The sequence below is a fragment of the Yoonia sp. GPGPB17 genome (assembly GCF_037892195.1).
In the GTDB taxonomy this organism is placed as follows: domain Bacteria; phylum Pseudomonadota; class Alphaproteobacteria; order Rhodobacterales; family Rhodobacteraceae; genus Yoonia.
Window position 1 is genome coordinate 2,139,813 of sequence record NZ_JATACI010000002.1, and the last position, 25,118, is coordinate 2,164,930.

The window sequence follows — 25,118 nt, forward strand, 5'->3', positions numbered from 1 at the left end:
GGGTGGAACAGATGATAATGCTAGTGCGATAAAAATGCTAAGGACGAAACTAGGATGAAGATGGAAGAGGTCGCAAATGAGGATGGGTTAGCCGTCCCACCAAAACAGCTGCCCTTCATGCGACTTGGCCTGGAAAAGCTGGATACGTTCCATGATGAAGTCGTCGACCTAGAGGCGACACTTGGCGATGTCGTCAAACTTGGCGGGCAAGATGCTGAAAAGAAAGCCGCTCGCCTTATCAAGCAGTTACGCGCGTTTGAACCTAGTATCACGATGATTGGTCAGATCAAAGCAGGTAAGACATCTTTGGTTAACGCCATGATCGGCCGACCGGATTTGCTGCTGCAGCGGATGTAAACCCGTGGACGTCGGTTGTCACATCGCTTCACCTTAACGCGCCCCTGCCCGAAGACGCCCCAACGGCGACGTTTCAGTTCTTCAGCCAAGGGGAATGGGATCATCTGGTCGAGAATGGTGGCCGAATCGGTGAGCTTTCTGAGCGTGCTTAAGCGCCGACGATGAGTTGGAGAAAGTCCGCGTACAGATCGCAGAGATGCGCGAAAAGACCAAGCAGCGCCTGGGTCGCAAGTTCGAATTGTTGCTGGGACAGAAACATAACTACGCCGAATTGAGCGATGAATTGGTCCAGCGCTACGTCTGCATGGGCGACGATTTTGAGGATATGGACGAAGAAGATCAGCAAGGTCAGTTCGCCGATATCACCAAATCAGCTGATCTCTATCTGTCGGCCGACAAAATCCCGATGCCGATCTGTATTCGCGACACGCCAGGCGTCAACGATACTTTTATGATGCGCGAACAGATCACGATCAATGCGCTGCGCGACAGCCGCATTTGCGTGGTTGTTCTATCGGCGCATCAGGCGCTCAGCTCAATGGATATGGGCCTGATCCGTCTGATTTCGAACGTCAAGGCGCGCGAGGTTGTGATCTTTGTCAACCGGATCGATGAATTGTCGAACCCCGGTGAACAGGTCCCTGAAATTCGCGACAGCATCTTGCAGACTTTGGCCGATAATAACGGCCCCGAAAATCCTCAGGTGATTTTCGGCAGCGCCTATTGGGCCAACATTGCCTTGTCTGACGACCTTGATGACATCGTCGAGGACAGCGCCGAAGCCATGTTTAACTGGGCCGAAGCCGCGCTAAGTGCTGAAACCGCGGGTATGGATACCAAGGAACTGGTCTGGCATCTTTCTGGCGTGCCACAGTTGTACCGCGCCTTGTCTGAACGTATCGCCGAAGGCCCCGGCGCCGAAATCCTGTCAGCCTCGCGCAAACGCGCCCTGAACCTTGTGGGCGGCGTGCGTGCATCGAACGCTGTCGTATCCATGCGTCTTGATGGCGACACGGTCGAGGTGATGTCGGGCGACAAGCTGGCAAAGCACCTGACCGAATTGGAGGCTCAAAGCCTGCAGTCCCTTGATGAGCGCCTTGATATTGCGTTCCAACAGTTTGGGTCGCGCGTCGACCAATCGCATAAACGCTTTCTGGATCGTGCTTTGGAATCCCTGTTGCAGCACCTGGAAACCAATGGCGAAGAAGAGATTTGGCAATATAGCCCCGATGGCTTGCGCATGTTGTTACGCACCAGCTATCAGGTGATGCGCCGCAACGTCACCGCGACCTGTCAGGATGTCTATGGTGCGGCGGCGGCCGATTTGGCCAATACCTATCGCTCGGCCTTTGGTGTGGATGTTGAGAACTTTACCATCACGCCCCCCGCCCCACCTGAAATCCCAGCACCTGTGTCATTGGGTCAAACCATCGCACTTGATCTGCAAACCTCTTGGTGGAAAGGCTGGTGGAAACGGCGCAAAGGGTATCGTGCCTTTGCCAGTGGTTTTTACGACCTGATTGAAGCCGAAACGGCGCCAATCGTTGACGAACTCAAGGTCCGTCAAGCAGATGATATCCGGGCACGCGCGCAGGCTGAATTGCGTGAGTTCCATGCGGAACAGCGCGCTATCCTGGCGGATATCAGCAGCAAATCAGAAATCGCCATTGACGATTTAGAAGACATTTTCGGTATTACTGCCCAGCAAGAACGGGATGAGCTGTTTGATTACATCTTCGAAGAGCTGAGCGAAGGTGAACCAGTTTTAGCGGTTGGAGTGAGTAAATGAGTTTAGGTGAACCGAAATCGGGCACACGGCGAAAGCCGCGCATCGCCCTTATGGGCGAATTCAGCGCAGGGAAAAGCACGCTGTCCAATCTTTTGATGGGGCAACGCCCGCTGCCCGAAAAGGTGACTGCGACCCGGCTGTCCCCAGTCTGGATATCGTATGGCGCGGGCGCACCATACCGCGTTGATGTCGATGGCACGACTGAACCCGTTGATATTGAAAACCTTGAAAGCATCCCGGTCGAGCAAACCCGTAACATCCGCCTGTTTCTCGAAGCGGATATCTTGGAAGTCTGCGACTTGATCGACTTTCCCGGCATCTCGGATCCTAATATGTCATCTGCCGTCTGGGAGCGCATGCTGCCAGAGGTTGACGCCGTGATATGGTGCACGCATGCCACTCAGGCCTGGCGCCAATCCGAGGCTGCGGTATGGAATGACATGCCCCAAGCCGTGCGTGAAAACTCAACCCTGCTGATTACCCGCTTTGATAAGCTGACAAACGATAAAGACCGTGGCCGCGTGATCAAACGCGTGATGCGAGAAACGGATGGTCAGTTTGGCGGCACTTTCCCTGTGTCCCTTTTGCAAGCAATTCAGGCTTGCGATGACTATGATAAGTGGGATGCCAGCGGTGCGGGGCCTTTTACGTCACACCTGATTGATATGATCGAAAAACTAACAGCGCTCACTGCCCGTACCGAACTGCCGCTTTACAATGTGGACAGCCTAAGCGATGTGCCACAGCCTGTTGCCGCACCTATCAGCCCGCGCCGTGTCCAGCGCGCACCAGAGAGCAGCCGCCCCAAGCGCGAGCGTTCGCGTCTCGAGACCCCTGAAGACCTGCCAACGTCCATCGCTGATCCCATTTTCCGCTCGTCTTGATGGCAAACGCCTTCGCGGGCCTTTCACAAGCAACATAATTGCCGTAGTCATATCTGGACGTATTTAAAATGCAGGCTGCTAATGGTTGTTGATGAGTTGGATGCTCTGCGGGAAAGGTTTGAAGGCTGCACTGCGCTGGCCTTTGCGGACCTGTCTACAAAGATGATCCTTGTAACTGACTCCGGTTCAAATCTTCGGCGAGAAGCGTTGGATGTTCTCTGCGCCGAAGCCGCGTTGTTGTTGGGGGCGAACGGAATGCCGGCCTTGGCTGAACAGCCAAGCGACATTGCTTCTGTCACAAGCCCATCACAGTTGCGTGTATTTCTGCGCGCCACGCAAGAACCGAATGATGTTTTATGTTGTATCTGCAATCCAAAGCTGGATGCAGATGCCTTTGTTGCTGATGCCTGCGCCTGTCTTGACCGCATAAGTGGCGGCGAATGAAAAGAAGTAACGAAGAGCTGGAAACGGGCTGATGAGCGAACCAAACGCCTTGGCACAAAAACTCGCGATGCTGACGTCAGGGGATACCCTTGATCAAAGCGGCGCGCGTCTTGTCTCTGTGGATGGAGACCCCGTGCCGATAACGGCGATCCTGCGCGAGGTGGATGACACAGTTCTGGAACGGTTTTTGGCCTTCTCTTGTGGCGATACCACAATTGAAGTTGTTGCCGCTGCTACCGTCGTCTGCGCGGAATCGTCAGCGTAACCCCCGAAACAGATGCCGCAATCATAGGTCAGGTCATCTCGCGCGAAGAGCCTGAAAGTGTGCAAGCCGCTTACGATCTTTTGCAGGACCTTTGCAGCAATGCCAACAGAATGACCGTGCGCAGCCTGCCCCCCGAACCCTTTGGGAAAGGCGGAGAACGTGGCATTTCCGCTAAGGGCCTGACCGAACTCTGGGGTGTCTCGCTGGACACCACGCCGAAACCGCCGATGGAACAGTTCCTGAGCGCGAATGCGGATGCGTTTCTGTCCCTTTTGCACGTCCGCAAGGGTGAGATCGTCACAACAGCCGGTGACTTTGCCGCACTGCAAACCATCTGGAGCACACAGGTTGATGCCTTCCGCAAAGCGCATAGTAAGACGCTCCGTGGTGAAGAAGGCGCCCAACTTGTATGCCTCGATAGCGCCTTTGACGACGGATCTTCTGCTGCGATGGCGCTTTATGAAAACGAAGTCGCATTGGTTGCCTATAAGGCCGAGCGTTTTGGTCATATGCAGTCATCCTGGCAACGCATATTCACCTGATGCATCCGGGTGCAGCATCTGCGACACCCGCGGCACGTTTCTTTGACGGGTTTGAAGCGCGTTATCTGGACACACCCGACGGACCCGTTTTTTTTCGCATTGCGGGGGACGGTCCGCCTCTGGTTTTGCTGCACGGATATCCGCAAACCTCCGCCATGTGGCATGCCGTTGCCCCGGTCCTTGCGCAAAAATATCAGGTGATCTGCCCCGATTTGCGGGGGTATGGCCGGTCGCTCAAACCACAAACGGATGCAAAACACACGCCTTACTCCAAACGAGCCATGGCCGGTGATGTTCTTGCCCTGATGGATAACTTGGGCCACACACGTTTTCTCGTTGGCGCGCATGATCGTGGAGGGCGCGTCGCGCACCGCCTCGCTGCGGACGACCCCGACCGGGTGATTGCGCTTTCGACACTCGACATCGCGCCAACCCGCGAGATGTACCGCGAGGCGGATAGCGGGTTTGCCCATACATATTGGCACTGGTATTGGCTGACCTTGCCGCATCCGTTCCCGGAACACCTGATCGGGGCGGACCCTGCGTTTTATTGGCTCAGCAAATGTGGGGCGGGTAAGGCGGGCTTGACGCCATTCGTTCAACAAGCCCTCGATGAATATCTCACCTATTTCTCAACGCCAGAAGCGATCCATGGCGCTTGCGAAGACTATCGTGCCGCAGCCACTATCGACATCACCCATGACGATGCGGACCCATCAAAGCTATCCATGCCATTGCTGGCACTTTGGGGCGAAGACGGCGCGATTGAAGCGCATTTTGATTGCCTTGCACTTTGGAAAGAGCGCGCGGCAGATGTCCGCGGTTGGGCCTTACCCGGTGGGCACTATCTGGCCGAACAGCACCCCGACAAAGTACTGGAGGCTTGGCTGCCGTTCTTTGCAGAAACTACCGGTTAAGTCAGCCGCGCAGGGAAGCCATCGGCCCGCAGATCGGTATCCAACAAGTCCTCAAGCAGTTTCACAATCATCGGGGACTCCGCATCGCCGCCGTAGGCCGCACGCGCCGCGACATATGTCTGCTCGGTGGCGGCGGCCAGTTCCAGCGGCACCTCGAATTCGCGCCCGAACCCCATCGCAAAGCCCAGGTCCTTGAGTGCCAAATCAATATTGAAAGCAACATCATAGGATCCGTTCAGTACCAATGCGCCTTCGGTTTCATGCACGAAGGATGTCCCGGACGATGCCTTGATCGCGTGCCATGCCTGGCCTAGATCAAGACCCCCGCGTTTGGCCAACATCAGCGCCTCGCCGCTTGCTTTGAGGTGGATAAAGGCCAGCATGTTGGTGATCACCTTGATGATTGAGGCTGACCCAAGTGGCCCCATATGGAAGACTTGATTGCCCATGGCACGAAGCGCGGGCAGATGCGTGTCGAACATGTCCTTATCGCCGCCCGCCAGCATGGTGATGTTACCTTGCGCTGCCAAATGAACACCGCCAGTGACAGGCAGTTCCATCATCCGTACCTCATGTGCGGCGGCAGTTTCGGCGAAGGCCAGCACCTCTTCACGCCCCAAGGTCGACATCTCAATCCAATGCGCCCCGTCACGCATTGCGGGCAACATCTCGGCGGACACGGACTTTGACACTGCTGGCGACGGCAGGCAGGTGATGACATGATCGACCCCAGAGGCCAGTTCTGCGGGGCTGTCGGCCCATTTGGCACCCAATGCGACAGCTTCTGCCGCGGCTTCCTGGTTAAGGTCCGTCACCGTCACATCCAGCCCTGCGCGCAGCAGGCACGCAGCGCAATTCGCCCCAAGATTGCCTTGGCCGATGTATCCATAATGCATGGGGGTATCCTTACTTGAAATAGATATTATAGTCCGCGCGGATTGCCGCATCGAATTCAGGATCGAACTTAATCTGCGCATTGTCGAGGATTTCGTTCTTCCGCTTAATCGCTTGATCCAACAACATCGGGCGGTCCGCTTCGTTCCATTCTTTGGGGCTCATCCGGTTGCCCAGCGTTGGATAGATATACTCGGTCTGCATCAGTTTGAGCGTCTGATCAGAGCCAAGGTAGTGGCCGGGTCCATCAAGGCAAACCGCCTTCATCGCGTCAATCGACGTGCTTTCGTCGGTCACATCGATGCCGCGCACAGTACGCAAGACCTGACCGATCACATCGTCCCCCAAGACCAGCGATTCCAGACAGAACCCCAAAAGCGAGGCATGCATGCCGACCGCCTCATATGCCATGTTCAAACCCGAAAGACCGGCAAGTACGTTCGTGATCCCGGTTTCCCAACCGGCCTGCATATCGGGCAGTTTGGCATCTGAAATACCAGCGGCAGCGCCACCAGGAATATCGTAAAACCGATGCATCTGCGCACAGCCAGCGGTAAGCAAAGCCTGCTCCGCTGACCCGCCGGACATGGCGCCAGTGCGCAAATCCGATACGAAGGGCCATGTGCCAAAGACAGCTGGATGACTCGGCGCGATGGCGTTCACATAGACTACCCCGGCAAGGCATTCTGCCACAGCTTGTACGATTGCCAGCGCGATAGGTGCCGGGGCTGTCGCACCCGCCTGACCCGCTGACAACAGCAAGACTGGCATGCCTGCCCGGATGCAGGCCTCCATCGAGCGGCAGCTTTCTTCAGCAAACTTCATCGGGGGCACAACAAAGCAGTTCGAGTTTGACACAAAGGGGCGCGCGCGCCATGCCTCCTCGCCGCCTGCCAAGCGATGCAGCAGTTCAATACCCGGGCCGACATGACTTGGGTCATCAAAAGACGTGCCGATATGTTTGGTGGTACCAGCACAACATGCGTAAATCGTATTGAGGTCCATTTCGAGGTTGTCAGTGATATCTCGTGCAACCATCGCTCTTTGAAAGAAATGAACATTATCAAGCGCGTGGGTGATCTTGGCGGCATTGTGCAGGTCCTGGACAGAGCTATCGCGATAGGTGTTCGTTTCCAGATCGACGACATGCACAGCTGCACCCGCTGTGCCAAAGTGCACGTTCGATCCGGTCAGGTGCAGATCATGTTTTTCCTCGCGCCCACAAAGAGTGATGTTGCGCGCAGCTTTGGTCAGCATGTCTTCGACCAGCGCGCGAGGGAAACGAATACGGCCATCGTCGCCGAGGATTGCGCCCGCCTTCGTCAGGATCTCAACACCGGAAGGCGGGGCCTGTGACAACCCTATCTGTTCCAACGCATCAAGGGCAGCGTGGTGAATCCGCAATACCTCGGCATCGGTCAACGGTTTGAATTTGCCCCCGGGCAGGCCAGCGCGAACCGGGCGCAGGTCTTCGGCCAAAGGCGCATTGCGCAAAGCAACCCGGGCGGCACGCCCGCCACTGCGCCCTGCTCTTCTTTTGGTGTCTGTCATCATTTTACCTCCCCGCAATGGTCTGAGTATTGAACACCTGCGGCGAACCGTTCAATCTGTTTATCCGGTCATTATTGATCGGCAATACCGATTAGAGCAAAGTAACTGGCATGCAGATTGAACTTATCGACACCTTCCTCGACCTCTGTGAGACGAAGAGCTTTAACCAAACGGCTGAGCGGTTGGGCGTGACCCAATCCACGGTTTCCGGGCGCATAAAGGCCCTGGAGACAACTGTTGGTGTCAGGCTCTTTCTCAGGTCCCGCTCTGGTACTGCACTGACAACCGAAGGATTGCGGTTCGAGCCTCATGCCAGAAGCCTGCGGCATGATTGGGTCACCGCGCTGAATGCCACACGCGATACCGCCATGACCGGCGTGACCATGCGCCTTGGTTTGCAGCATGATTTGGTAGGCGTCGAGATCAAACAGTTGATTGGACGTCTGCGAGATATTCTGCCGGACACGGCGTTTTTGTTTGAGGCGGATTACTCCGGCCAGATGTGTGCTGATCTTATCTCGGGGCAACAGGACATTGCCGTTCTCTATTCTCCCATAATCCAGCCAGACCTCTATTTTGAGACATTGGGCGAGGTGCAATATGTCATGGTTTCAACCGAGAGCGACACCTTGGGTGACATTGACAAGCAGAACTACATCCTTGCTAACTACTCTGCCAGCTTCGCGCACGCCCATGCCGGTCTACTGCCAGAGTTCGGACATGTGTCGTTATCGATTGGGCAAAATGCGGCAATGGTAGATTTGCTTACGTCACTTTCCGGTTCAGCCTATGTGCTTGAACACTCGGCCAAAGCGTTGGTTGCTGCGGGTGTCTGCCAGATTGTCCATGACGCGCCCGCCATCAATCAACCGGTCTTTGCAGGCGTGAATGTGCGGAACCGGCACCGAGCGGCGTATCACAAGCTGATCGGTGTGCTCCACGATCAGTATCACCCACGCAACCAAAGCAAGCGGCGTGACAGAAGCCCGCACCAATCTGGAAGCAACCAAAAAAATCAAATTAACATCTATTTTTAGAATCAATTATCTTCTGAAACACTTCTGACACATATATGTCACATTGGAGTTTCGGTATCATTTTAGCAAAGCGCCGAAACGGCCCTCTGTCGCCTTTGCACCGACAACACAAGGCACAGTTTACAAAATATCCAGAGAGACCTTCACACGGTCCATGACGACAGAGGACGTAAAGCGGCTGACGTTGGATTCATCAAAGAAGTATTCCTGCGTGAACGCTTCGTACTCCGCGATATCCCTGACCACCACGACAAGGATAAAATCAGCCTCACCTGTCGTGTAGTAGCATTGCTGTACCTGCTGGGCCTGTCGCATGCGGCGTTTGAACAAATCCAGATGCATGCGGCTTTCCCGTTCGAGCACAACCCCGACAATCACGGTCATTTCCCGCCCTAGTTTGGCCGGGGAAAGCACGGCAATCTCTTTTTCGATCACACCGGTCTCGCGCAACTTCTTGAGGCGCTTTTGAACGGCTCGGCGCGGACAACCCTATCTCATGGCCCAGAACTTCGGCCGTGAGTTGCGCATTGGATTGCACCAACCTGAGAATCTCTAGATCTTTATCGTCCATGGGAGGTTTTTCTCCGAGCTTCGGCCAACTGGCAACTAACTTCGTCTATCAATGCTCGTTTTTTGATAAGCGGCGTCGCATGACTTGGTTAATCTTACGCAACCAAAATCTGGTGCGCCCAATCCGACTCAGCCGTTCGGAGGCCCAAAAAAAGAGCTACGCGGACGTCTTTGAGCACATTAAAGAAAGCCTGATCAGGAGACAGAAATGTTTGAACGCAGATTGGCACGATTTCAATCTCACCTCACAGACGCCGGGGTTGATGTGGCGCTGATCACCGATGATGACAACGTCTATTATCTGACTGGCTATTACGACTATCTGCATATGGAATTTGGCCGCCCCACAATCCTTGTTGTGCCTAAAGATGACGAGGCGCTGCTGATCACCCCGACCATTGATCTTAACTCTGCCCAACATGCCGCACGCGTCGGCCACATTGCCGCTTGGAATGATGGAATGGGCCATGAATGGCGCGAGGAGCTACCCGGCGCAGTAAAAACGGCTGCCAAGGTCGCGATTGAACCAGATCACATGCCTCCGCCCGTGCGTGCCTATGTGGATGATCTGGTCACTGCCGAACGGATCACCAGCGCCACACCCATCCTCAATGCCATGCGGATGATCAAAACGGGTAACGAGTTACAACTCGCGCGCCACGCCGGAGAGGTTGCCACCGCGATGATGACCGCTGGCCGTGATGCCATTGGACATGGTGTGCCCGAGTATGAGGTGGCCATCGCCACATCACAGGCAGGAACACGCAAAGCGGCGGCACTTTTGGCGGCCCATTACGACGATGGTGATATGTCCCCCAACACGCATTTTCTTCAGATCATGGCGTCTGGCAAGGATATCGTGAAGACCCATCACCGCGCCTCGACCCGCATCATGAAACGTGGTGAACCCGTGTTTTTGTGCTTCTGCGGCATGACGAATTTCCATCGTTTCAAACTGGGGTTTGACCGCTCGTTCTGGATCGGGGACGCCCCGGATGATCAAATCGCCGTTTATGAGGTCGCGGTGGCCAGTCAGAAAGCCGCGCTGGACGCGTTGCGCCCGGGTGTAACAGCTGAGAGTGTCCATGCAGCTTACGCAGAGGTCATTCAGGGTGCGGGGTACGAATACCCATTCCGCTGTGGCCGAGCCACGGGTTTCAGTTTTCTCGAAGCGCCCCAGCTTGTCACTGGTGACAGCACTGTCATTCAGCCAGGTATGGTGCTGGCGGTCGATGGCTCGGTCTCGGTCGAGACGTATCGCGCTCAGGTCGGTGACAGTTTCATCATTACCGAAGATGGCTGGGAGCCGCTCACCCATCATCCGAAATCAGTGGAAGAGGTCATTTTGTGATGTTTCAGCCCGGTCAGACGCTTAACTCCAAATCGCGGACGCCCGAAATGGACGAAGGGCGCTTTCACCGCGCCAAGCTGGGTTTCATTCTGATGTCAACCGACCCATCAGCAGAGGGCGATTTCCGGGACATGGTGCCCGAAGGCGTTGCAGTCTATGTGACCCGATTGAAAACGGATGACTACACCACCAATGAAACGCTGGCGCGCCATATCGACCATATGGCCGACGCTGCGGCACGCCTGCAACCAGACGCGCGGCCAGATGTGATCAGCTACCATTGCACGTCAGGCTCGATCGTCATTGGGGAAGAGCGTGTCATGAAGGAAATTCACAATGGCGCGCCGTGGGCACAGCCTATGTGTCTGGCCCAAGGGGTGCTGGACGCGTTGCGCGAGTTGGACGCGAAAAAGCTGGTGGTCGGGACACCCTATCTGGATGAGATCAATACTGCCGAGGCCGAATTCCTCGTGGCGCGAGGGTTTGATGTGCTCGACATTCAGGGGCTTAACATCGCCAACGGTCTGGATATGGGGCGGGTCACACCCGCCTATTGGAAGAAATTCGCCATCGAGATTGATCAACCTGGCGCGGATGCCATTTTCCTGAGCTGTGGCGGCGTACGCGCGCTGGAGGCTGTTTCTGAAATTGAACAGGTCACAGGAAAACCCGTGATCACCTCGAACCAGGCGCAGATGTGGGCATGCTTGCGGCGCGCCGGGATCATGGACGAACTGGAAGGGTTCGGCCAAATTTTCAAACACCCCGGACGGGTGCTGCAACCCACGATCTGAATTGCGCTTGATGTGGCTGACCGGTGCCGAGATGACTATCGCAAATCAGGCAGCGTCAAGCCCTTCCATGATCTGCTGATAGATCACCGGGTCGGTGATACCTTCAGACCCAATCAACAGCACCCGTGACGATGCATCTAACCCGAGTGCTGCGGACAGGGCGGCATCACTACGCGCGGCGACCAGGGCCGACAGGCCCGCAACAGCGCTTTCCCCGGCCTCGATCACCGGATCGCCGGGTAAGGGCCGCGCCAGTAGCCGCACCATGGGTGCCACCAATGTGTCTGGGATGATAAGATAATCTGAGGCTTCCTGTTCAAGGATATCCCAGGCAAGCGCCGATGGCTCTCCACAGGACAAACCCGCCATGATTGTCTCTTCAGCGATTTCAACTGTTGTGGCTTTGCCTTGGCGCGCACTTTCAAAAAGGCAGGGGGCCAGGTCGGGCTCAACAATCACGACACGGGGTGATACGGCACCCCAATGCTGTACAAGCGCCGCAATGATCCCGGCGGCCATGCCACCGACCCCGCCTTGCAGGAAAACATGGGTTGGTGCGTCATCAAGTGCGCGGCAAATCTCGCGCGTCATCACCCCATACCCGGCCATGACATCGCGGGGCGGTTCGGTATAGCCCTCCCACGAGGTGTCAGAAACAACGAACCATCCGTTCGCTTCCGCCTCGCTTTTGGCCAATGCAACCGAGGCATCATAATCGCCAGTGATGCGGATCACCTCGGCGCCGAAGTCACGCATGATTTGCGCACGCGCCTCGCTGACCTCAGCGTGAATATAGATGCGGCAGGGCGCGCCAAACCGTTCGCAACCCCACGCAAGCGAACGACCGTGATTCCCGTCTGTTGCCGACACAAGCGTAATCTTCGCGCAGTCGTCACGGAAATGGCCGTTGCGAATATCGGCAAGGCTGACATCTTGCCCAATACGTTGCGAAACCTCGCGTTGCAGGACACGCAGCGCCGCATAAGCACCACCAAGGGCCTTGAAGCTTGCCAATCCAAAGCGGGGACCTTCGTGTTTATACAGTACCTTGTCGACACCGACCTTTGCAGCCAGTGCATCAAGCGCGTAAAGCGGCGTTGGCGCGTACCCGTCCCATGCGGTAATCTCGACCTCGGCAGTGTCAAACCCGTCTTTGCTTAGCACCCTGTGGGCTGCATCCCCCGCAACGCGTTTGGCACTGATATGCATCACGTTGGCAGCAGGCAATAAATCGGTCATTTGTTGTCCAGTCTTTGTGGAAGGCGATCCCGCACAAGGTTTGCCCAGAAGGCAGCACCTATCGGCAAAAGCGCGTCGTTGAAGTCATAGTCATTGGCATGAAGGGGCTGTGCATGCGGGCCTTCGGTTCCATTGCCCATCAGCACAAAACAACCGGGTATGGCATGCGCGAAATGGGCGAAATCTTCTGAGAAACTCATTGCAGGCCGGTCGCCGTCAACTTCCAGCCCAGCGGCACCAGCGGCGCGGACCACGGCCTGCGTGGGTTCGGCAGCGTTAATCGTCTCGATGAATACTGTGTCAAAAGACATCGTTGCAGTCACACCATGAGTGGCGGCGACGCCGTCCACAATCTGCCGCATGAAACGTGCAACCGCATGTCGGTCTTCTGGCTGCCGGGCGCGCACATCGCCTTTCAGTGTGGCCGTCCCGGGCAAGACATTGCGCTGCCCATCCGTCAGAAATTCCGTCACTGACACAACTACCCCGGCATTTGGCGACAGCTTGCGTGCGACAATAGTCTGAAGCGCCATCACCATTTCGGCGCCTACGGTGATTGCATCAACGCCCACATGCGGCATCGAGGCATGCCCCCCTGCCCGGAGATGGTAATTTCAAACAGGCTTTCAGAGGCGCATATCTGGCCAATCCGGGTCGATACATGTCCCGTCGGTTCGCCCGGCAGATTGTGAATGGCGTAAACCTCATCGATAGGAAACCGCTCAAGCACGCCTTCGTCAATCATGGCGCGCGCGCCAAACCCGTGCTCTTCATTCGGCTGGAAAAGAAAGACAACCGTGCCATCGAAGTCGCGGCTTTGCGTAAGCTTTTCCGCGGCCCCCAGAAGCATTGTCGTATGCCCGTCATGACCGCAGGCATGCATGACACCCGGTGTCTGCGAGACATAGTCGTGGGTGCTTTTCTCGTTGATTGGCAAGGCATCCATATCAGCACGCAGCCCGATAGCCCGGTTACCCGACCCCGCCTTGAGTATGCCAACAACGCCGATCCCTTCGTAAACCTCTAGGCCCAGATCACGCAAAAGCTTAGCAACACGCGCTTTGGTGCGGTCTTCCTGAAAACCAAGTTCGGGATGGCGGTGAAAGTCGCGCCGAATATCTGTCAAATCCATGTCATATTATCCAACACTGGGTCCGGGGTCAGTAAGTCGAGGATAGGGGTTTAGATCGACGATAATAATCAATTATCTGGATTTCGATGAGGAAATCATTCCATGACTCGATCAAATACGCATGTTTTGCGACTGAAACACGGCACATATCACGTCGGGGTATGGTAGATTTCGCGCCGGGCTTCAAAACTCCAATCTGAAAAAGATCATGAAACGAGGCGCAAAGGGTGATTGCGCGCGCAAATCCATACTAATTTGACAGGAATCCTCCGTGCGATTTGATATCTTGTTCTCAACATCATCTTCCCGAACGAGTCTGCCATGACATCACCCAATGCAACCCGTGGGTTCCCCGATAGTGAGTTTGCCGCCCGGACACGCCTTGCGCAGGAACGGATGGAAAGCGACGGACTGGATGGTCTGCTTGTCATGACCGAACCTGAGGTGCAGTATTTTACCGGCTTCCAGTCGCTGTTCTGGCAAAGTCCGACACGGCCATGGTTTGTATTTGTTCCCGCAACCGGCAAACCAATCGCTATCATCCCCGAAATTGGTGCAAATCTAATGCGGCAAAGCTGGCTCGATGATATCAGAACCTGGAGCGCACCCGCCCCCAAGGATGACGGGATCAGCCTGCTAACTGACCTGCTTACGCCCCTGTCAAGGATCGGCGTGATGAAAGGACATGAAACGCATTTGCGCATGCCTTTGGGGGATTGGGAGCGTCTAATCGCTGCACTTCCGGGGTTGCAGATCGCCGATGCGACCGGGCTGGTCCAAGGGTTGCGCATGGTAAAATCCGCAGCCGAGATTGAAAAACTCAGCCATATCTGTGCCATCGGCTCTGCCACCTTCGCGCAAGTGCCTCAGATGGCCCATGAGGGGATGCCGCTGGACGATCTGTTCCGCGCCTTCCGTCGCGAAGCGCTGGCTCAGGGTGCCGATGGGGCACCCTACGTGGTGGGCGCCTCCGCTTCGGGTGGCTATGCCGATGTGATTTCTCCGCCAGATGCCACACCGCTTGCCGCAGGTGATATCCTGATGTTGGACACCGGGCTGGTTTGCGATGGGTACTACTGCGACTTTGATCGCAATTGGGCCATCGGGCATGCGGATGATACCGCAAAGCGGGCCTATGACGTCCTGTGGCGCGCAACCGAGGCTGGGCTGCAAGCCGCCCGTTCTGGAAACACCTGTCGTGACCTGTTTCTGGCTATGTCGGGGGTTATTGGCGAAATGGACGATAGCGGCGGCGATATCGGACGACTGGGCCACGGGCTGGGCCTGCAACTGACCGAACAACCTTCACACGCTGCATTTGACACAACCCCCTTGCAAGAAAACATGGTTCTGACGCTTGAACCGTCGCTATCTTACGGGGACGGATTGATGATGGTGCATGAGGAAAACATCGTGGTCACCCTCAATGGTGGCCACCTGCTCAGCACACGTGCGGCACCTGATCTTCCGGTCATATAGGATAAAAACCGTGTTTGGTGATGTGACACAAATGGTTTGCTGATCTGCGGCGCGGGTGGCCAATCGGCTTTGACGATTGGTAAGAGGCTGTTGTGCAACCCCGATGGCTAGGTCAACGCCTGATCCCAATCGGCAACCAGATCGCCAATATCCTCGATCCCGACCGAAACCCGGATCAGATTTTCCGGAATACCAGTGTGCGGCTCAATCGTGTGCCGGTGTTCCACCAAGCTTTCGACGCCGCCGAGTGATGTGGCGCGCAAAAACAGCTGTAGCTTACCGACGACACGTAGAGCGTCTTCTTTACTGCCCTTCACCAGAACGGAAAGCAGACTACCAAAGCCGCCGCTCATTTGTTTTTTGGCGATCTCGTGACCCTTGTGAGAAGGTAACCCCGGGTAGAACACATCGTCCACTGCGTCATGTGCAAGCAGATATTCGGCCAAGGCCTGCGCGTTTTGCGACATACGCTCGACCCGCAATGGCAGGGTCCGCATCGCGCGTGTCAACAACCACGCTTCAAAGGGGCCAAGGATAGCACCCGCCATTTTTCGATCATCGCGGATCATTTCCCAGATAGCGGCACCTTTTGCATTGGTCGACAACACACCGGCCAAAACATCTGAATGGCCGTTAATGCCCTTGGTCGCAGAATGCATCACGATATCTGCGCCAAACTCCAGACTGCGGGTCAGAACTGGCGTCGCCGCAGTCGCATCAACAACCAAAGTGGCCGAGGTAGCATTGGCTATTGCGCGGATATCAACCGTTTTCAGCCACGGGTTTGAAGGCGTTTCGATGAACACCAGTGCGGGTTTGGCGCTGTTGCAGGTTGCCAGTAAATCGTCAGCATCGACCTCAACCAAATTGATTTCGCGTCGCGCGCAGAACTCTCTGGTCCAGGCGCTGGTCCCCCAATAAATACCGGACTGTACAACTGCGGTCGCACCATTTGGCAGCGTCCGAAACACCGCTGCTATCGCGGCCATGCCGGATGGAAAAAGAAACGTTTCTTCCGCATTCTCGAGCCTGCGTAGCACTTCTTCTGCCTGCCGCAGGTTGTCTGAGTCTGCGCGCGAATAGACGTTGTCTTGGCGGACCAGATCATATCCCTTATCCCGCAGGTAGGTTGTCGATGGTTGCAATGCTGGCACAACGCCGCCTGATTGCGGGTCAATGGCGCCTGCGGCATGGGCAGCTATAGTGGCGGGCTTGATATCTTTATTCATAACGCCTTGTGCCGTGTGACTGGCACCCGATGCAAGTAGTGACTAGGTCACAAATTCGTCCCGGCTGTACCCCTGTACAAACAAAAGTGCTGTCAAATCGCCATGATTGATGCGGACATCGCATTGAGCCTGAACAGTTGGTTTGGCATGCAGGGCCACGCCAGTACCGGCCAGTTTCAGCATGCCCAGATCATTGGCCCCATCGCCGACAGCCAGCACATCATCAGCAGACAAGCCCAAACGTCTTGTGATGTCTTCCAATGCTTCAACCTTGGCCGCCTTGCCCAGAATGGGCCGACCAACGTCGCCGGTCAGTTTGCCATCAGCAGCGATCAGCGTATTTGCCCGGTTTTCATCAAACCCGAGTGCCGCCGCCACGCGCGCCGTAAACGCCGTGAACCCGCCCGAGACAAGCGCCGCATAGGCCCCATGCGACTTCATCGTGTTCACCAATTCATAGCCACCCGGCATATGGGTGATACGCTCATCAAGCACCTGTTCGATCATCGCTTCGGGCAGGCCTTTCAACAAGCCAACCCGCTCAATCAGTGCCTCTTCAAAATCCAGCTCACCGTTCATCGCCCGCGCCGTGATATCAGCCACACGCGCACCGACGCCCGCTTCGGCAGCCAGTTCATCAATGCACTCCTGCCGGATCATCGTGCTGTCCATATCGGCCAACAGCATCTTTTTGCGGCGGCCTTCGAGCGGCTGGATCACCAAGTCGACACAGGCGTTTTGCAGATCGGCCCAGACATCCCATTGATTATCAGGCACCGTCGCTGTCGCAAATTCCGCCGCTTCATCGACGGCAAGCCAGTTAGCGTCCCCACCGCCCCAGGCATTACGCAGACTGTCGACAAGTGCCGCATCAAGATTGCGCTCTTTGGGTGTGGTGATCAGGGTGACGACCTGCATGGCGGACCTCATTGCGATGATGCGCAAGGTCTAGCGCTGTCAGGCCAAGGGCGCACCCCTAAAAGTCGAAAATCTCACTCAGAAAGCTATCGCGTTTCTTGCGTGGGCGTTCCCGATAGCGATCATCACGACGGTCAGATCTACGTTCACCTCCGCTTGAACCTATCGACCGCTCAATGATCTTATCCAACTCGCCGCGATCCAACCAAACACCGCGACATTCCGGGCAATAGTCAATCTCAACCCCGCTGCGATCTGAAATCACAAGTGTGGCACCGTCGATGGGACATTTCATAGAGCAATCCTTTCCAAGCTGTTGTCCATAGGTAGGCACCGACATGCGCCGTACAATTACATGCGTCGGAAGGCCGCGCAGGTTTCCGATGCGCGTCGGTAGCGTCGCAATAAACGGAGCATTTTTCGAAACTTGGCCGATTGCACTTCTTTGCGGGCGAGGTGTCGTTTTGTGCACAGTTGGGGCACCCTTGCCCAGCCAAGGATCATATCGGATCTATTTTCCCACTACTGTTTACATTATTTGCAGCACTCTTGCTTTGCGCCATATGGGCTTTAAGCTAAAAAATCACCCCCGTGACGGTCGTATCGCCGATCGCGCGCGCATAGTATCTCGTAACGACAGCAACGTCTTTCCATCGTCCACGGACTGCGGTTGCATTGGAACCAACCTCAACATGCAACATGGATATCGCAAAACCGTGGCGACAGCGATGTGGCGACAATTTCTTAACACTCGTTCATAAAATATCATTGTTTCAAACCCGACCGAAGCTACAGCCTGACGTGCAGCCAAGAATCAGATTATCTGGGTTGGGGCTTGAAAAAGAGATCTCAAACCCTGCGGAAAAATGGGCGGCGCGCGGATATTCAACTGTTGTGAACTGCAGTTTTTCTCTTCAATAGCCCAGTGTCACCCACCACAACACATAGGCGCCATCTCTCCAATTCTAAAGCATAACTTATGGTAACCTGGACAGTCACAACGCTCTGACAATTCAGAGGGCGTGTTCAGAGCCCGCAGATGCATCTCTGTCGCCCTTCGCACAATGCTGATGGGCCGTTCATGTCAGAAACGATTCGCTCTTAATTGCATATTTTTGCCAAATACACGGATTAGATGTACGGGCATCAGTCTAAAATTGACCAGATTTCAAACATATTTGAATTTTTATTCAACTATTTCAGCACACTCAACAGGCAAAAAACGACTGCGAAACTGTCGTCCAAAGCGCTTTTGAATCAAAAGAGTGTGTATTTGTAATGCCGAAGCGATCCGTATCCCGCTACTACCAAACAACAACATCCGTAGCTGCCCTTTCCAGTGCCGTTCTTTCCGTTGCGGCACCAACAACCGCGTACGCGGAGTCACCGCTGTGTACATCAGCAAGCACGAATGCCACCATCGAATGGGTCACGCGCGTTGGCATCGATGGCAATGACATCGCCGTTCCAGCGAACACAAACTACCTTGACGGCTCTGATACGTCCATCAGCACTGTTAGTCTTAAGGCGCAACTTTTGAAATCGAAGTCGACGTTATTACAAACGGCGGCGTCTACGATGAATATGTCATCTTGTGGTTGGATCTGAACCAGGATGGCACCATTGACGATGCAACCGAACGCGTATTTACGCAAAACGCTATTGTCGATGGAAGCGGCCTGACATTCTCTGGGACATCGGTCGCCATCCCCTCAACAGCGTTCAACGGCACGTCCTACGGCCGTATGATCATGCAGTTTAACGCAAACCCAAACCTTTGCGGAACGTATACCTTCGGAACAACTGTGGATTTCAGACTTGACATCGAAGGCGGTGCCGAAAACCCCAATGCCCCACAACCACCCGCAAGCGTCGCTGCCACCGCTGGCAATGGCAGCGCCTCTTTGACCATTACGCCACCACTCACTGGTAACACACCAACGGAATACCTTGTCACGGTCCAGCCCGGTGGAGCTGAGATCACGGTCCCCGCGTCGGCAATTGGTAGCCCTGTCGTGATCCCAGGCCTGACAAACGATCAGGAGTACACATTTGAAGTAACGTCGGTCTTTGATTTCACGAACGCCGGTGGTGATACCGTACCGCTGTCCAGTTCCTCATCGACGACCAGCAATCCGGTCACTCCCGATGGCACCGCGCCTGCCGCCCCTGCGGGTATTGACCTGACGGACGCAACAAACTCGGGCAGCACATCTGACACGATCACCAATGATGACACACCGTCCATCGCTGGCACTGCCGAGCCCGGCTCTGAGGTTGAGGTCTTTGTCGGCGGTGTCTCGGTCGGCACCGTGACCGCCGACCCCACCAGCGGCGCATGGGAGTTCCCCTTTGCCGACGGCGATCTGGCGGAAGATGACAATGTCATCACAACAACTGCAACGGACCCGGCAGGTACAACGTCTGCACCATCAACACCTGTTACAATTGAGGTGGATACAACGTCCCCGACCGCGACATTCAATACACCTTCCGGTACCCAAACCGGCCCGTTCCCTGCGTCGATCACCTTCAGCGAGCCTGTCGAGGGACTCACACTGACCGAACTCATGGTTCAGAATGGGGTTGCGTCGGAATTGACCACTACTGACAATATGACGTTCACATTCACTGTGACGCCAACAGCGAACGGCCCCGTTGCGTTGTCAATCGCAGAAGATATTGTCACAGATGCGGCGACCAATGGAAATGAAAGCGCCTCCAGCACACCAGTCGTTGCTGACATTGTCGCGCCGAGCGTTACGATAACCGGACCTGCTGCCGGTGTCACAGAAACATTCTCTGTCAGCTTTGAGTTCACGGAAGATGTTGTCGGGTTTACGATTGATGACATCGTAGTCTCCGGCGGTACACCCTCGAACTTTCAGGGCACAGGTTCCAGCTATACCGTGGATGTGACACCTGTTGTCGGGGAGACCGTAACCATCGATATCGCGGGAGGCGCGGCGCAAGATACTGCCGGAAACGATAGTATTGTTGCCGAAACATTTTCCGTGCAATCGGGTTCTCCGGCAACGGCATTTGCAGAAGTGGAGGATGAAATCAAGGATATCGTGGTTGGCATTGCCACGCGCGATCTTCAAAACCGCATGGCCGCCAGCTAAAGCAAATGACAGAGGACGCACGGACCCGCTTTATCGGTGCGAGAAACCGCGAAGAGCAGTGCTTTGCTGATGATACGGGTCAGATCGTATGTCCAGATGGAGTTGGACGTCGCGACACCCCACTTGATTTCACCGGAGATCTTAGCCTCGGCGAAAACCAGTTCGCAACGCGTGGCTCCTTCTTTGGGCAGCGAGGTAGTGCCAACAGTGATGTCTGGCGTGTCATCTCTGGCACCTTCAACATCACTCGGAATGATGATGGTGCAACGTCTGCATTGATCTCTGGCCGCGTCGCGTGGGAGCACAATCAGTCAGAAGACACGCTGCTCGCGTACTACATCGGCGGCGACGTCTCACGCTCTGAAATTGAGGATAACTTCAATGGCACCGCAACTGGTTACTCGCTCTCGCTTGGTTCTTACTTTGTGACTGAGCTGCGCGATGATCTTTTCGCGGATGGATATGCATCGCTTGGATATGGTGTCACACAACTCGAGATGTCCAACGATACCCTTGGCCTTGATGGTGAGCACCGCGGTCTGTCGTTCCAGACTGGTGCGAGCGTAACCGGCGTCTACGAGAAAGGTGCCATCGAGTTTTGGCCACAGCTGGCAGCCGACTATGGCTACTCGAGCATTGGTACAGTTGACTTTGACGCCGAAGCATTCGGGCTCGTTGACAATGTGTCGCTCGATGGCGGCGATGTCTCAATCTTCAAGGTCAGCTTTGAGCCCGAGATCAAGGTCGCAATTTCTGGAGATGTCGAAGGTTTTGCCTCAACCACCTTTACGGTCACACCACGACGGAGCTGTCAGCGCACTTCAGGCACGACAACGCAGGAAGACTGCGGCGGCGGAGCAGGCATCAACTTGTCGACGCGCTCAGATGATGACTTGGGTCGCTTCGATGCTGGTATCTCGGTTGAGCGCATCGGAGACAGCACACAAGCGTCAGCACAGTTGAAACTGGAGCGCCGCTTTTAAGCACCCGAATTGCAGCGGTAAAGCAAGCTTGCACTGCCGCTGCGATCGCAACGGTTTCCGGACGGGAAATCTGGGTTGCTATGTGCGTCTTGCACCAAATGCGGCACTTGGGGTTGCCATCCTAGCGGGCGTATCACTCGCCTTAACCCTCTAATTTGGTGCCTATGCTATCTATGAGCAAGTGCAGTGGCCAGCGCGGTCGCCATACCGCCGGTTCACGCCAAGCGTTCTCTGGCGGCCGTACAGCGTGCGGAGGTCTAGCACAAACCAGCCCAATCCAACCAACTGCAACAGACTTCGGACGAAACCGGTTGTTTGCCGCGATGGCATTTCAAACAGGGTTTTCATGGTCAGACAGGTCTACATCGCGACATCGTCAAATTGCTTCTGTCAATGTGGCTTGCTGCTCGGTGGTAGTGGTCAAAACGTTTCCGAGTCAAAACAGATTCCAAACTATCCGCACTATCTAAGACTGCCATTGTGAGCCGACCAGTTGGTGGTCTGGTATTTCCTAGGGGCAAACTGCTCATAGACTTCAGCTATCACGATCAATCTATGCCGTGTATCGCCCGGCAGGCATGTATAACAAAGCCCCCAACATCACAGCTTTGAAGGCGTACCGCCCGACTCGCAGTTTGACCATTGAAGGACAAAGCGCAATCCGTTTGTCTCTGATTTGTGCATATAGGAAACATGCGTTCCTGCATCGCTCTGTAGCGGGCTTCATTCCCTGCAAGCCGCGTACCTTTGCCTGTTGCTGTTCTTACTGGGGTTCCGTATGTCCAGCGGTGGGACACCCTTCCCCAACGAAGGGCGCATATCTGTGAGGATACCACTGATGGTTACGACGAAACCGGCAACGCGGCCGGATAATCCGCGTTTTTCTTCTGGCCCTTGTGCCAAACCCCCGTCTGGAAACTCGATTCACTCCGCGACGCCCCCTTGGGCCGGTCGCACCGTGCGGCTGTCGGCAAGGCCAAACTGGCCGAGGCGATTGACCTGACCCGCGAAATTTTGGGCGTGCCTGCGGACTACCGCATCGGCATTGTACCTGCTTCGGATACCGGCGCATTTGAAATGGCGATGTGGTCGCTGCTGGGCGAACGCCCCGCCCAGATGGTGGCTTGGGAAAGCTTTGGCGCAGGCTGGGTCACCGATGTGGTCAAGCAACTCAAGATCGACGCGACCGTGCACACGGCGGAATATGGCGAGATCGTCGATATGGCAGCGCTGAATTATGACAACGACGTTTGCTTTACGTGGAACGGCACCACATCCGGGGTGCGTGTTGTATCCGGCGATGTCATTCCCGGCGACCGTGCCGGTCTGACACTTTGCGACGCAACATCTGCGGCGTTCGCTCAAGACCTGCCTTGGGACAAGCTGGATGTGACCACCTTCTCTTGGCAGAAAGTCATGGGCGGTGAAGCGGCCCACGGCATGCTGATCCTCAGCCCCCGCGCAGTTGAGCGGTTGGAAAGCTACACCCCCGCATGGCCCCTGCCCAAGATCTTTCGCCTCACCAAGGGTGGCAAGCTGATCGACGGCATCTTCCGTGGTGAAACGATCAACACGCCGTCTATGCTGGCGGTCGAGGATTACCTTGTCGCGCTAAAGTGGGGTCGTTCAATCGGCGGTCTGGATGCGCTGGTCCACCGCGCCAACGCCAACGCACAGGCAATCTGGAACTTCTGTGCCGAGAAGCCTTGGATCGACAATTTGGCGGTTGATCCGGCCACGCGCTCGAACACCTCCGTCTGCCTGAAATTCACAGACGACCGCATCACCGACGGTGCCGCCTTTGCCAAGGCCGTTGCAAAGCGGCTGGAAGCCGAAGGGATTGCCCTTGATATCGGTGCCTACCGCGACGCCCCTGCCGGGCTGCGCATCTGGTGTGGCGCGACGGTCGAGACGTCCGACATCGAGGCCATGTTGCCTTGGCTGGAATGGGCGTTTGTGGCTGAAATCAACGCATAATCCGGGTTTCCCGACAATTCACGACATTCGTAAGGAGCGGCAAAATGGCCCCCAAAGTACTTATCTCTGACAAACTCTCCCCCGCAGCCGTGCAGATCTTCAAGGATCGCGGCATCGACGTGGATTTCCAGCCTGACCTTGGTAAGGACAAGGCAAAGCTGCTGGAAGTGATCGGGCAATATGATGGCCTTGCCATCCGGTCGGCCACTAAGGCGACCGAGAAGATCATTGCAGCAGCTGCGAACCTCAAGGTGATCGGGCGTGCCGGGATCGGTGTCGACAACGTCGATATTCCCGCAGCCTCGAAGAAGGGGATCATCGTGATGAACACGCCCTTCGGGAACTCGATCACCACCGCCGAACACGCGATTTCCATGATGATGGCTGTCGCACGACAAATCCCTGAGGCAAACGCCTCGACCCACGCTGGTAAATGGGAGAAGTCCCGCTTTATGGGTGTGGAACTGACAGGCAAGACGCTGGGCGTGATTGGTGCCAAGCAACATCGGGTCCATCGTAATCGACCGCGCGCAAGGTCTGAAGATGAAGGTTGTCGCTTATGACCCATTCCTGTCCGAAGAACGTGCCGTCGATATCGGTGTCGAAAAGGTCGAATTGGACGAACTTCTGGCCCGCGCCGATTTCATCACCATGCACGTCCCGCTGACCGACCAGACAAAAAACATTCTGTCGGCCGAAAACATCGCCAAGCTTAAGCAAGGCGTGCGCATTGTGAACTGTGCGCGTGGTGGTTTGGTGGATGAGGCGGCTTTGGCCGAGGCGCTCAAATCCGGCCATGTTGCCGGTGCGGCCTTCGACGTCTTTGCGGTGGAACCTGCAACCGAAAGCCCCCTTTTCAATCTGCCGAACGTCGTTGTTACCCCGCACTTGGGTGCCGCAACAACCGAGGCACAAGAAAACGTGGCCCTGCAAGTGGCCGAGCAAATGTCCGACTACCTGCTGACAGGGGCCGTGCAAAATGCGCTGAACATGCCCTCTGTGACGGCAGAAGAAGCCAAGGTCATGGGACCATGGATCAAACTGACCGGGCACCTGGGTAACTTCATCGGTCAGATGACGGATGAGCCGATCAAGGCGATTAACATCCTGTTTGACGGCGAAGCAAGCGAGATGAACCTCAAGGCGCTGACGGCTGCAACGATTGCTGGGATCATGACAAAGGCGAACCCGGACACTAACATGGTGAGTGCGCCGGTGATTGCGAAAGAACGCGGTATCAAGGTCTCCACCACCAAGCAGGACCAATCCGGTGCCTTTGAAGGTTATGTGAAGGTCACAGTTGTGACCGAGAAGCGCGAACGCTCGGTTGCCGGAACGGTCTTTAGCGATGGCAAGCCGCGTTTCATTCAAATCAAAGGCATCAACATTGATGCCGAGATCGGCGAACACATGGTCTACACCACAAACGAAGACGTACCCGGTATCATTGGTACACTTGGCACGACCATGGGGGCGAATGACGTCAACATCGCAAACTTTACGCTGGGTCGATCTGAGGCACATGGCGAAGCCATTGCGCTGCTGTATGTGGACGAACCGGTGCCCGCTCCAGCAATCAAGGCGTTGGAAAACACCGGCCTTTTCCAACAGGTCAAGCCGCTGACCTTCAACGTCTGACAA

General features: G+C 55.7%; 20 protein-coding genes and 5 pseudogenes. 15 read left to right on the top strand and 10 right to left on the bottom strand.

Annotated features, from left to right (window positions below):
- Positions 1–54 precede the first annotated feature (54 nt).
- From QTO30_RS11515 to QTO30_RS11545, 7 genes are all read left to right on the top strand, one after another.
- Positions 55–357, top strand: a complete 303-nt coding sequence (locus QTO30_RS11515; RefSeq protein WP_340424269.1) for a hypothetical protein — start codon at positions 55–57, stop codon at positions 355–357.
- 196 nt (positions 358–553) lie between these two features.
- Entirely contained in the window at positions 554–2,146 is a 1,593-nt protein-coding gene (locus QTO30_RS11520) for a hypothetical protein (protein ID WP_340424270.1), read from the top strand.
- The gene (locus tag QTO30_RS11525) at positions 2,143–3,030 is read left to right on the top strand and encodes a dynamin family protein (RefSeq protein WP_340424271.1); all 888 of its coding nucleotides are present in this window, start codon (positions 2,143–2,145) and stop codon (positions 3,028–3,030) included. The genes QTO30_RS11520 and QTO30_RS11525 overlap by 4 nt, the downstream gene beginning before the upstream one ends.
- 264 nt (positions 3,031–3,294) lie before the next feature.
- A complete protein-coding gene (locus QTO30_RS11530; RefSeq protein WP_340424272.1) occupies positions 3,295–3,474 on the top strand; it encodes a hypothetical protein in 180 nt (59 codons plus the stop codon).
- 31 nt (positions 3,475–3,505) lie between these two features.
- Positions 3,506–3,739, top strand: a complete 234-nt coding sequence (locus tag QTO30_RS11535; RefSeq protein ID WP_340424273.1) for a hypothetical protein — start codon at positions 3,506–3,508, stop codon at positions 3,737–3,739.
- Between the two features lie 110 nt (positions 3,740–3,849).
- A complete protein-coding gene (locus QTO30_RS11540) occupies positions 3,850–4,281 on the top strand; it encodes a hypothetical protein (protein ID WP_340424274.1) in 432 nt (143 codons plus the stop codon).
- A complete protein-coding gene (locus QTO30_RS11545) occupies positions 4,281–5,198 on the top strand; it encodes an alpha/beta fold hydrolase (RefSeq protein WP_340424275.1) in 918 nt (305 codons plus the stop codon). The genes QTO30_RS11540 and QTO30_RS11545 overlap by 1 nt, the downstream gene beginning before the upstream one ends.
- Here QTO30_RS11545 and QTO30_RS11550 read toward each other — a convergent pair.
- Positions 5,195–6,175 carry an NAD(P)-dependent oxidoreductase gene (locus QTO30_RS11550; protein WP_340424276.1) on the bottom strand — a complete coding sequence of 327 codons (981 nt, stop codon included), beginning with the start codon at positions 6,173–6,175 and terminating at the stop codon, positions 5,195–5,197. The two genes, QTO30_RS11545 and QTO30_RS11550, sit on opposite strands and share 4 nt — an antisense overlap.
- Positions 6,105–7,643 (bottom strand): trimethylamine methyltransferase family protein, encoded by a 1,539-nt coding sequence (locus tag QTO30_RS11555; protein WP_340425923.1) that lies wholly within the window; start codon positions 7,641–7,643, stop codon positions 6,105–6,107. Before QTO30_RS11555 ends, QTO30_RS11550 begins: the two co-directional genes overlap by 71 nt.
- Before the next feature lie 110 nt (positions 7,644–7,753).
- On the opposite strand from QTO30_RS11555, the gene QTO30_RS11560 reads away from it, so the two are divergent.
- Positions 7,754–8,680, top strand: a complete 927-nt coding sequence (locus tag QTO30_RS11560; protein ID WP_340424277.1) for a LysR family transcriptional regulator — start codon at positions 7,754–7,756, stop codon at positions 8,678–8,680.
- Between the two features lie 120 nt (positions 8,681–8,800).
- Here QTO30_RS11560 and QTO30_RS11565 read toward each other — a convergent pair whose 3' ends face one another.
- Complete coding sequence (locus QTO30_RS11565) at positions 8,801–9,130, bottom strand: Lrp/AsnC family transcriptional regulator (RefSeq protein WP_340424278.1); 330 nt, start codon at positions 9,128–9,130, stop codon at positions 8,801–8,803.
- Positions 9,131–9,200: 70 nt separating this feature from the next.
- Positions 9,201–9,251 (bottom strand): annotated as a pseudogene (locus tag QTO30_RS11570) (hypothetical protein); the annotation flags it as partial.
- Positions 9,252–9,458: 207 nt separating this feature from the next.
- Here QTO30_RS11570 and QTO30_RS11575 point away from each other — a divergent pair.
- Together QTO30_RS11575 and QTO30_RS11580 are read left to right on the top strand one after the other, a co-directional pair.
- Positions 9,459–10,601: a M24 family metallopeptidase gene (locus tag QTO30_RS11575; RefSeq protein WP_340424279.1), complete on the top strand. Its 1,143-nt coding sequence runs from the start codon at positions 9,459–9,461 to the stop codon at positions 10,599–10,601.
- Entirely contained in the window at positions 10,601–11,395 is a 795-nt protein-coding gene (locus QTO30_RS11580) for a maleate cis-trans isomerase family protein (protein WP_340424280.1), read from the top strand. The genes QTO30_RS11575 and QTO30_RS11580 overlap by 1 nt, the downstream gene beginning before the upstream one ends.
- 45 nt (positions 11,396–11,440) lie before the next feature.
- Here the strand turns inward: QTO30_RS11580 and QTO30_RS11585 are convergent, their stop codons facing one another.
- Both QTO30_RS11585 and QTO30_RS11590 read right to left on the bottom strand, forming a co-directional pair.
- The gene (locus tag QTO30_RS11585) at positions 11,441–12,634 is read right to left on the bottom strand and encodes a diaminopropionate ammonia-lyase (protein WP_340424281.1); all 1,194 of its coding nucleotides are present in this window, start codon (positions 12,632–12,634) and stop codon (positions 11,441–11,443) included.
- Positions 12,631–13,766 (bottom strand): annotated as a pseudogene (locus QTO30_RS11590) (amidohydrolase). The gene QTO30_RS11585 and the pseudogene QTO30_RS11590 overlap by 4 nt, the downstream one beginning before the upstream one ends.
- Before the next feature lie 321 nt (positions 13,767–14,087).
- Here QTO30_RS11590 and QTO30_RS11595 point away from each other — a divergent pair.
- Positions 14,088–15,245, top strand: a complete 1,158-nt coding sequence (locus QTO30_RS11595; RefSeq protein WP_340424282.1) for a M24 family metallopeptidase — start codon at positions 14,088–14,090, stop codon at positions 15,243–15,245.
- A gap of 107 nt (positions 15,246–15,352) precedes the next feature.
- Here the strand turns inward: QTO30_RS11595 and QTO30_RS11600 are convergent, their stop codons facing one another.
- Genes QTO30_RS11600 through QTO30_RS11610 form a run of 3 tightly spaced genes read right to left on the bottom strand, consistent with a single transcriptional unit; the run spans position 15,353 to position 17,687 of the window.
- Positions 15,353–16,474 carry a trans-sulfuration enzyme family protein gene (locus QTO30_RS11600; RefSeq protein ID WP_340424283.1) on the bottom strand — a complete coding sequence of 374 codons (1,122 nt, stop codon included), beginning with the start codon at positions 16,472–16,474 and terminating at the stop codon, positions 15,353–15,355.
- 42 nt (positions 16,475–16,516) lie between these two features.
- Positions 16,517–17,392: a phosphoserine phosphatase SerB gene (serB, locus tag QTO30_RS11605; RefSeq protein ID WP_340424284.1), complete on the bottom strand. Its 876-nt coding sequence runs from the start codon at positions 17,390–17,392 to the stop codon at positions 16,517–16,519.
- Between the two features lie 58 nt (positions 17,393–17,450).
- Positions 17,451–17,687: a TFIIB-type zinc ribbon-containing protein gene (locus QTO30_RS11610; protein ID WP_340424285.1), complete on the bottom strand. Its 237-nt coding sequence runs from the start codon at positions 17,685–17,687 to the stop codon at positions 17,451–17,453.
- A gap of 1,297 nt (positions 17,688–18,984) precedes the next feature.
- Here QTO30_RS11610 and QTO30_RS11615 point away from each other — a divergent pair.
- Both QTO30_RS11615 and QTO30_RS11620 read left to right on the top strand, forming a co-directional pair.
- The gene (locus QTO30_RS11615) at positions 18,985–20,517 is read left to right on the top strand and encodes an Ig-like domain-containing protein (RefSeq protein ID WP_340424286.1); all 1,533 of its coding nucleotides are present in this window, start codon (positions 18,985–18,987) and stop codon (positions 20,515–20,517) included.
- 5 nt (positions 20,518–20,522) lie between these two features.
- Positions 20,523–21,500 (top strand): hypothetical protein, encoded by a 978-nt coding sequence (locus QTO30_RS11620; protein ID WP_340424287.1) that lies wholly within the window; start codon positions 20,523–20,525, stop codon positions 21,498–21,500.
- A gap of 145 nt (positions 21,501–21,645) precedes the next feature.
- Here QTO30_RS11620 and QTO30_RS22080 read toward each other — a convergent pair.
- Positions 21,646–21,860, bottom strand: a pseudogene (locus tag QTO30_RS22080) (transposase); the annotation flags it as partial.
- A 478-nt stretch (positions 21,861–22,338) separates the two neighbouring features.
- Here QTO30_RS22080 and QTO30_RS11625 point away from each other — a divergent pair.
- Both QTO30_RS11625 and serA read left to right on the top strand, forming a co-directional pair.
- Positions 22,339–23,477 (top strand): annotated as a pseudogene (locus QTO30_RS11625) (phosphoserine transaminase).
- A 44-nt stretch (positions 23,478–23,521) separates the two neighbouring features.
- A pseudogene (gene serA, locus QTO30_RS11630) lies at positions 23,522–25,115 on the top strand (phosphoglycerate dehydrogenase).
- Positions 25,116–25,118 lie beyond the last annotated feature (3 nt).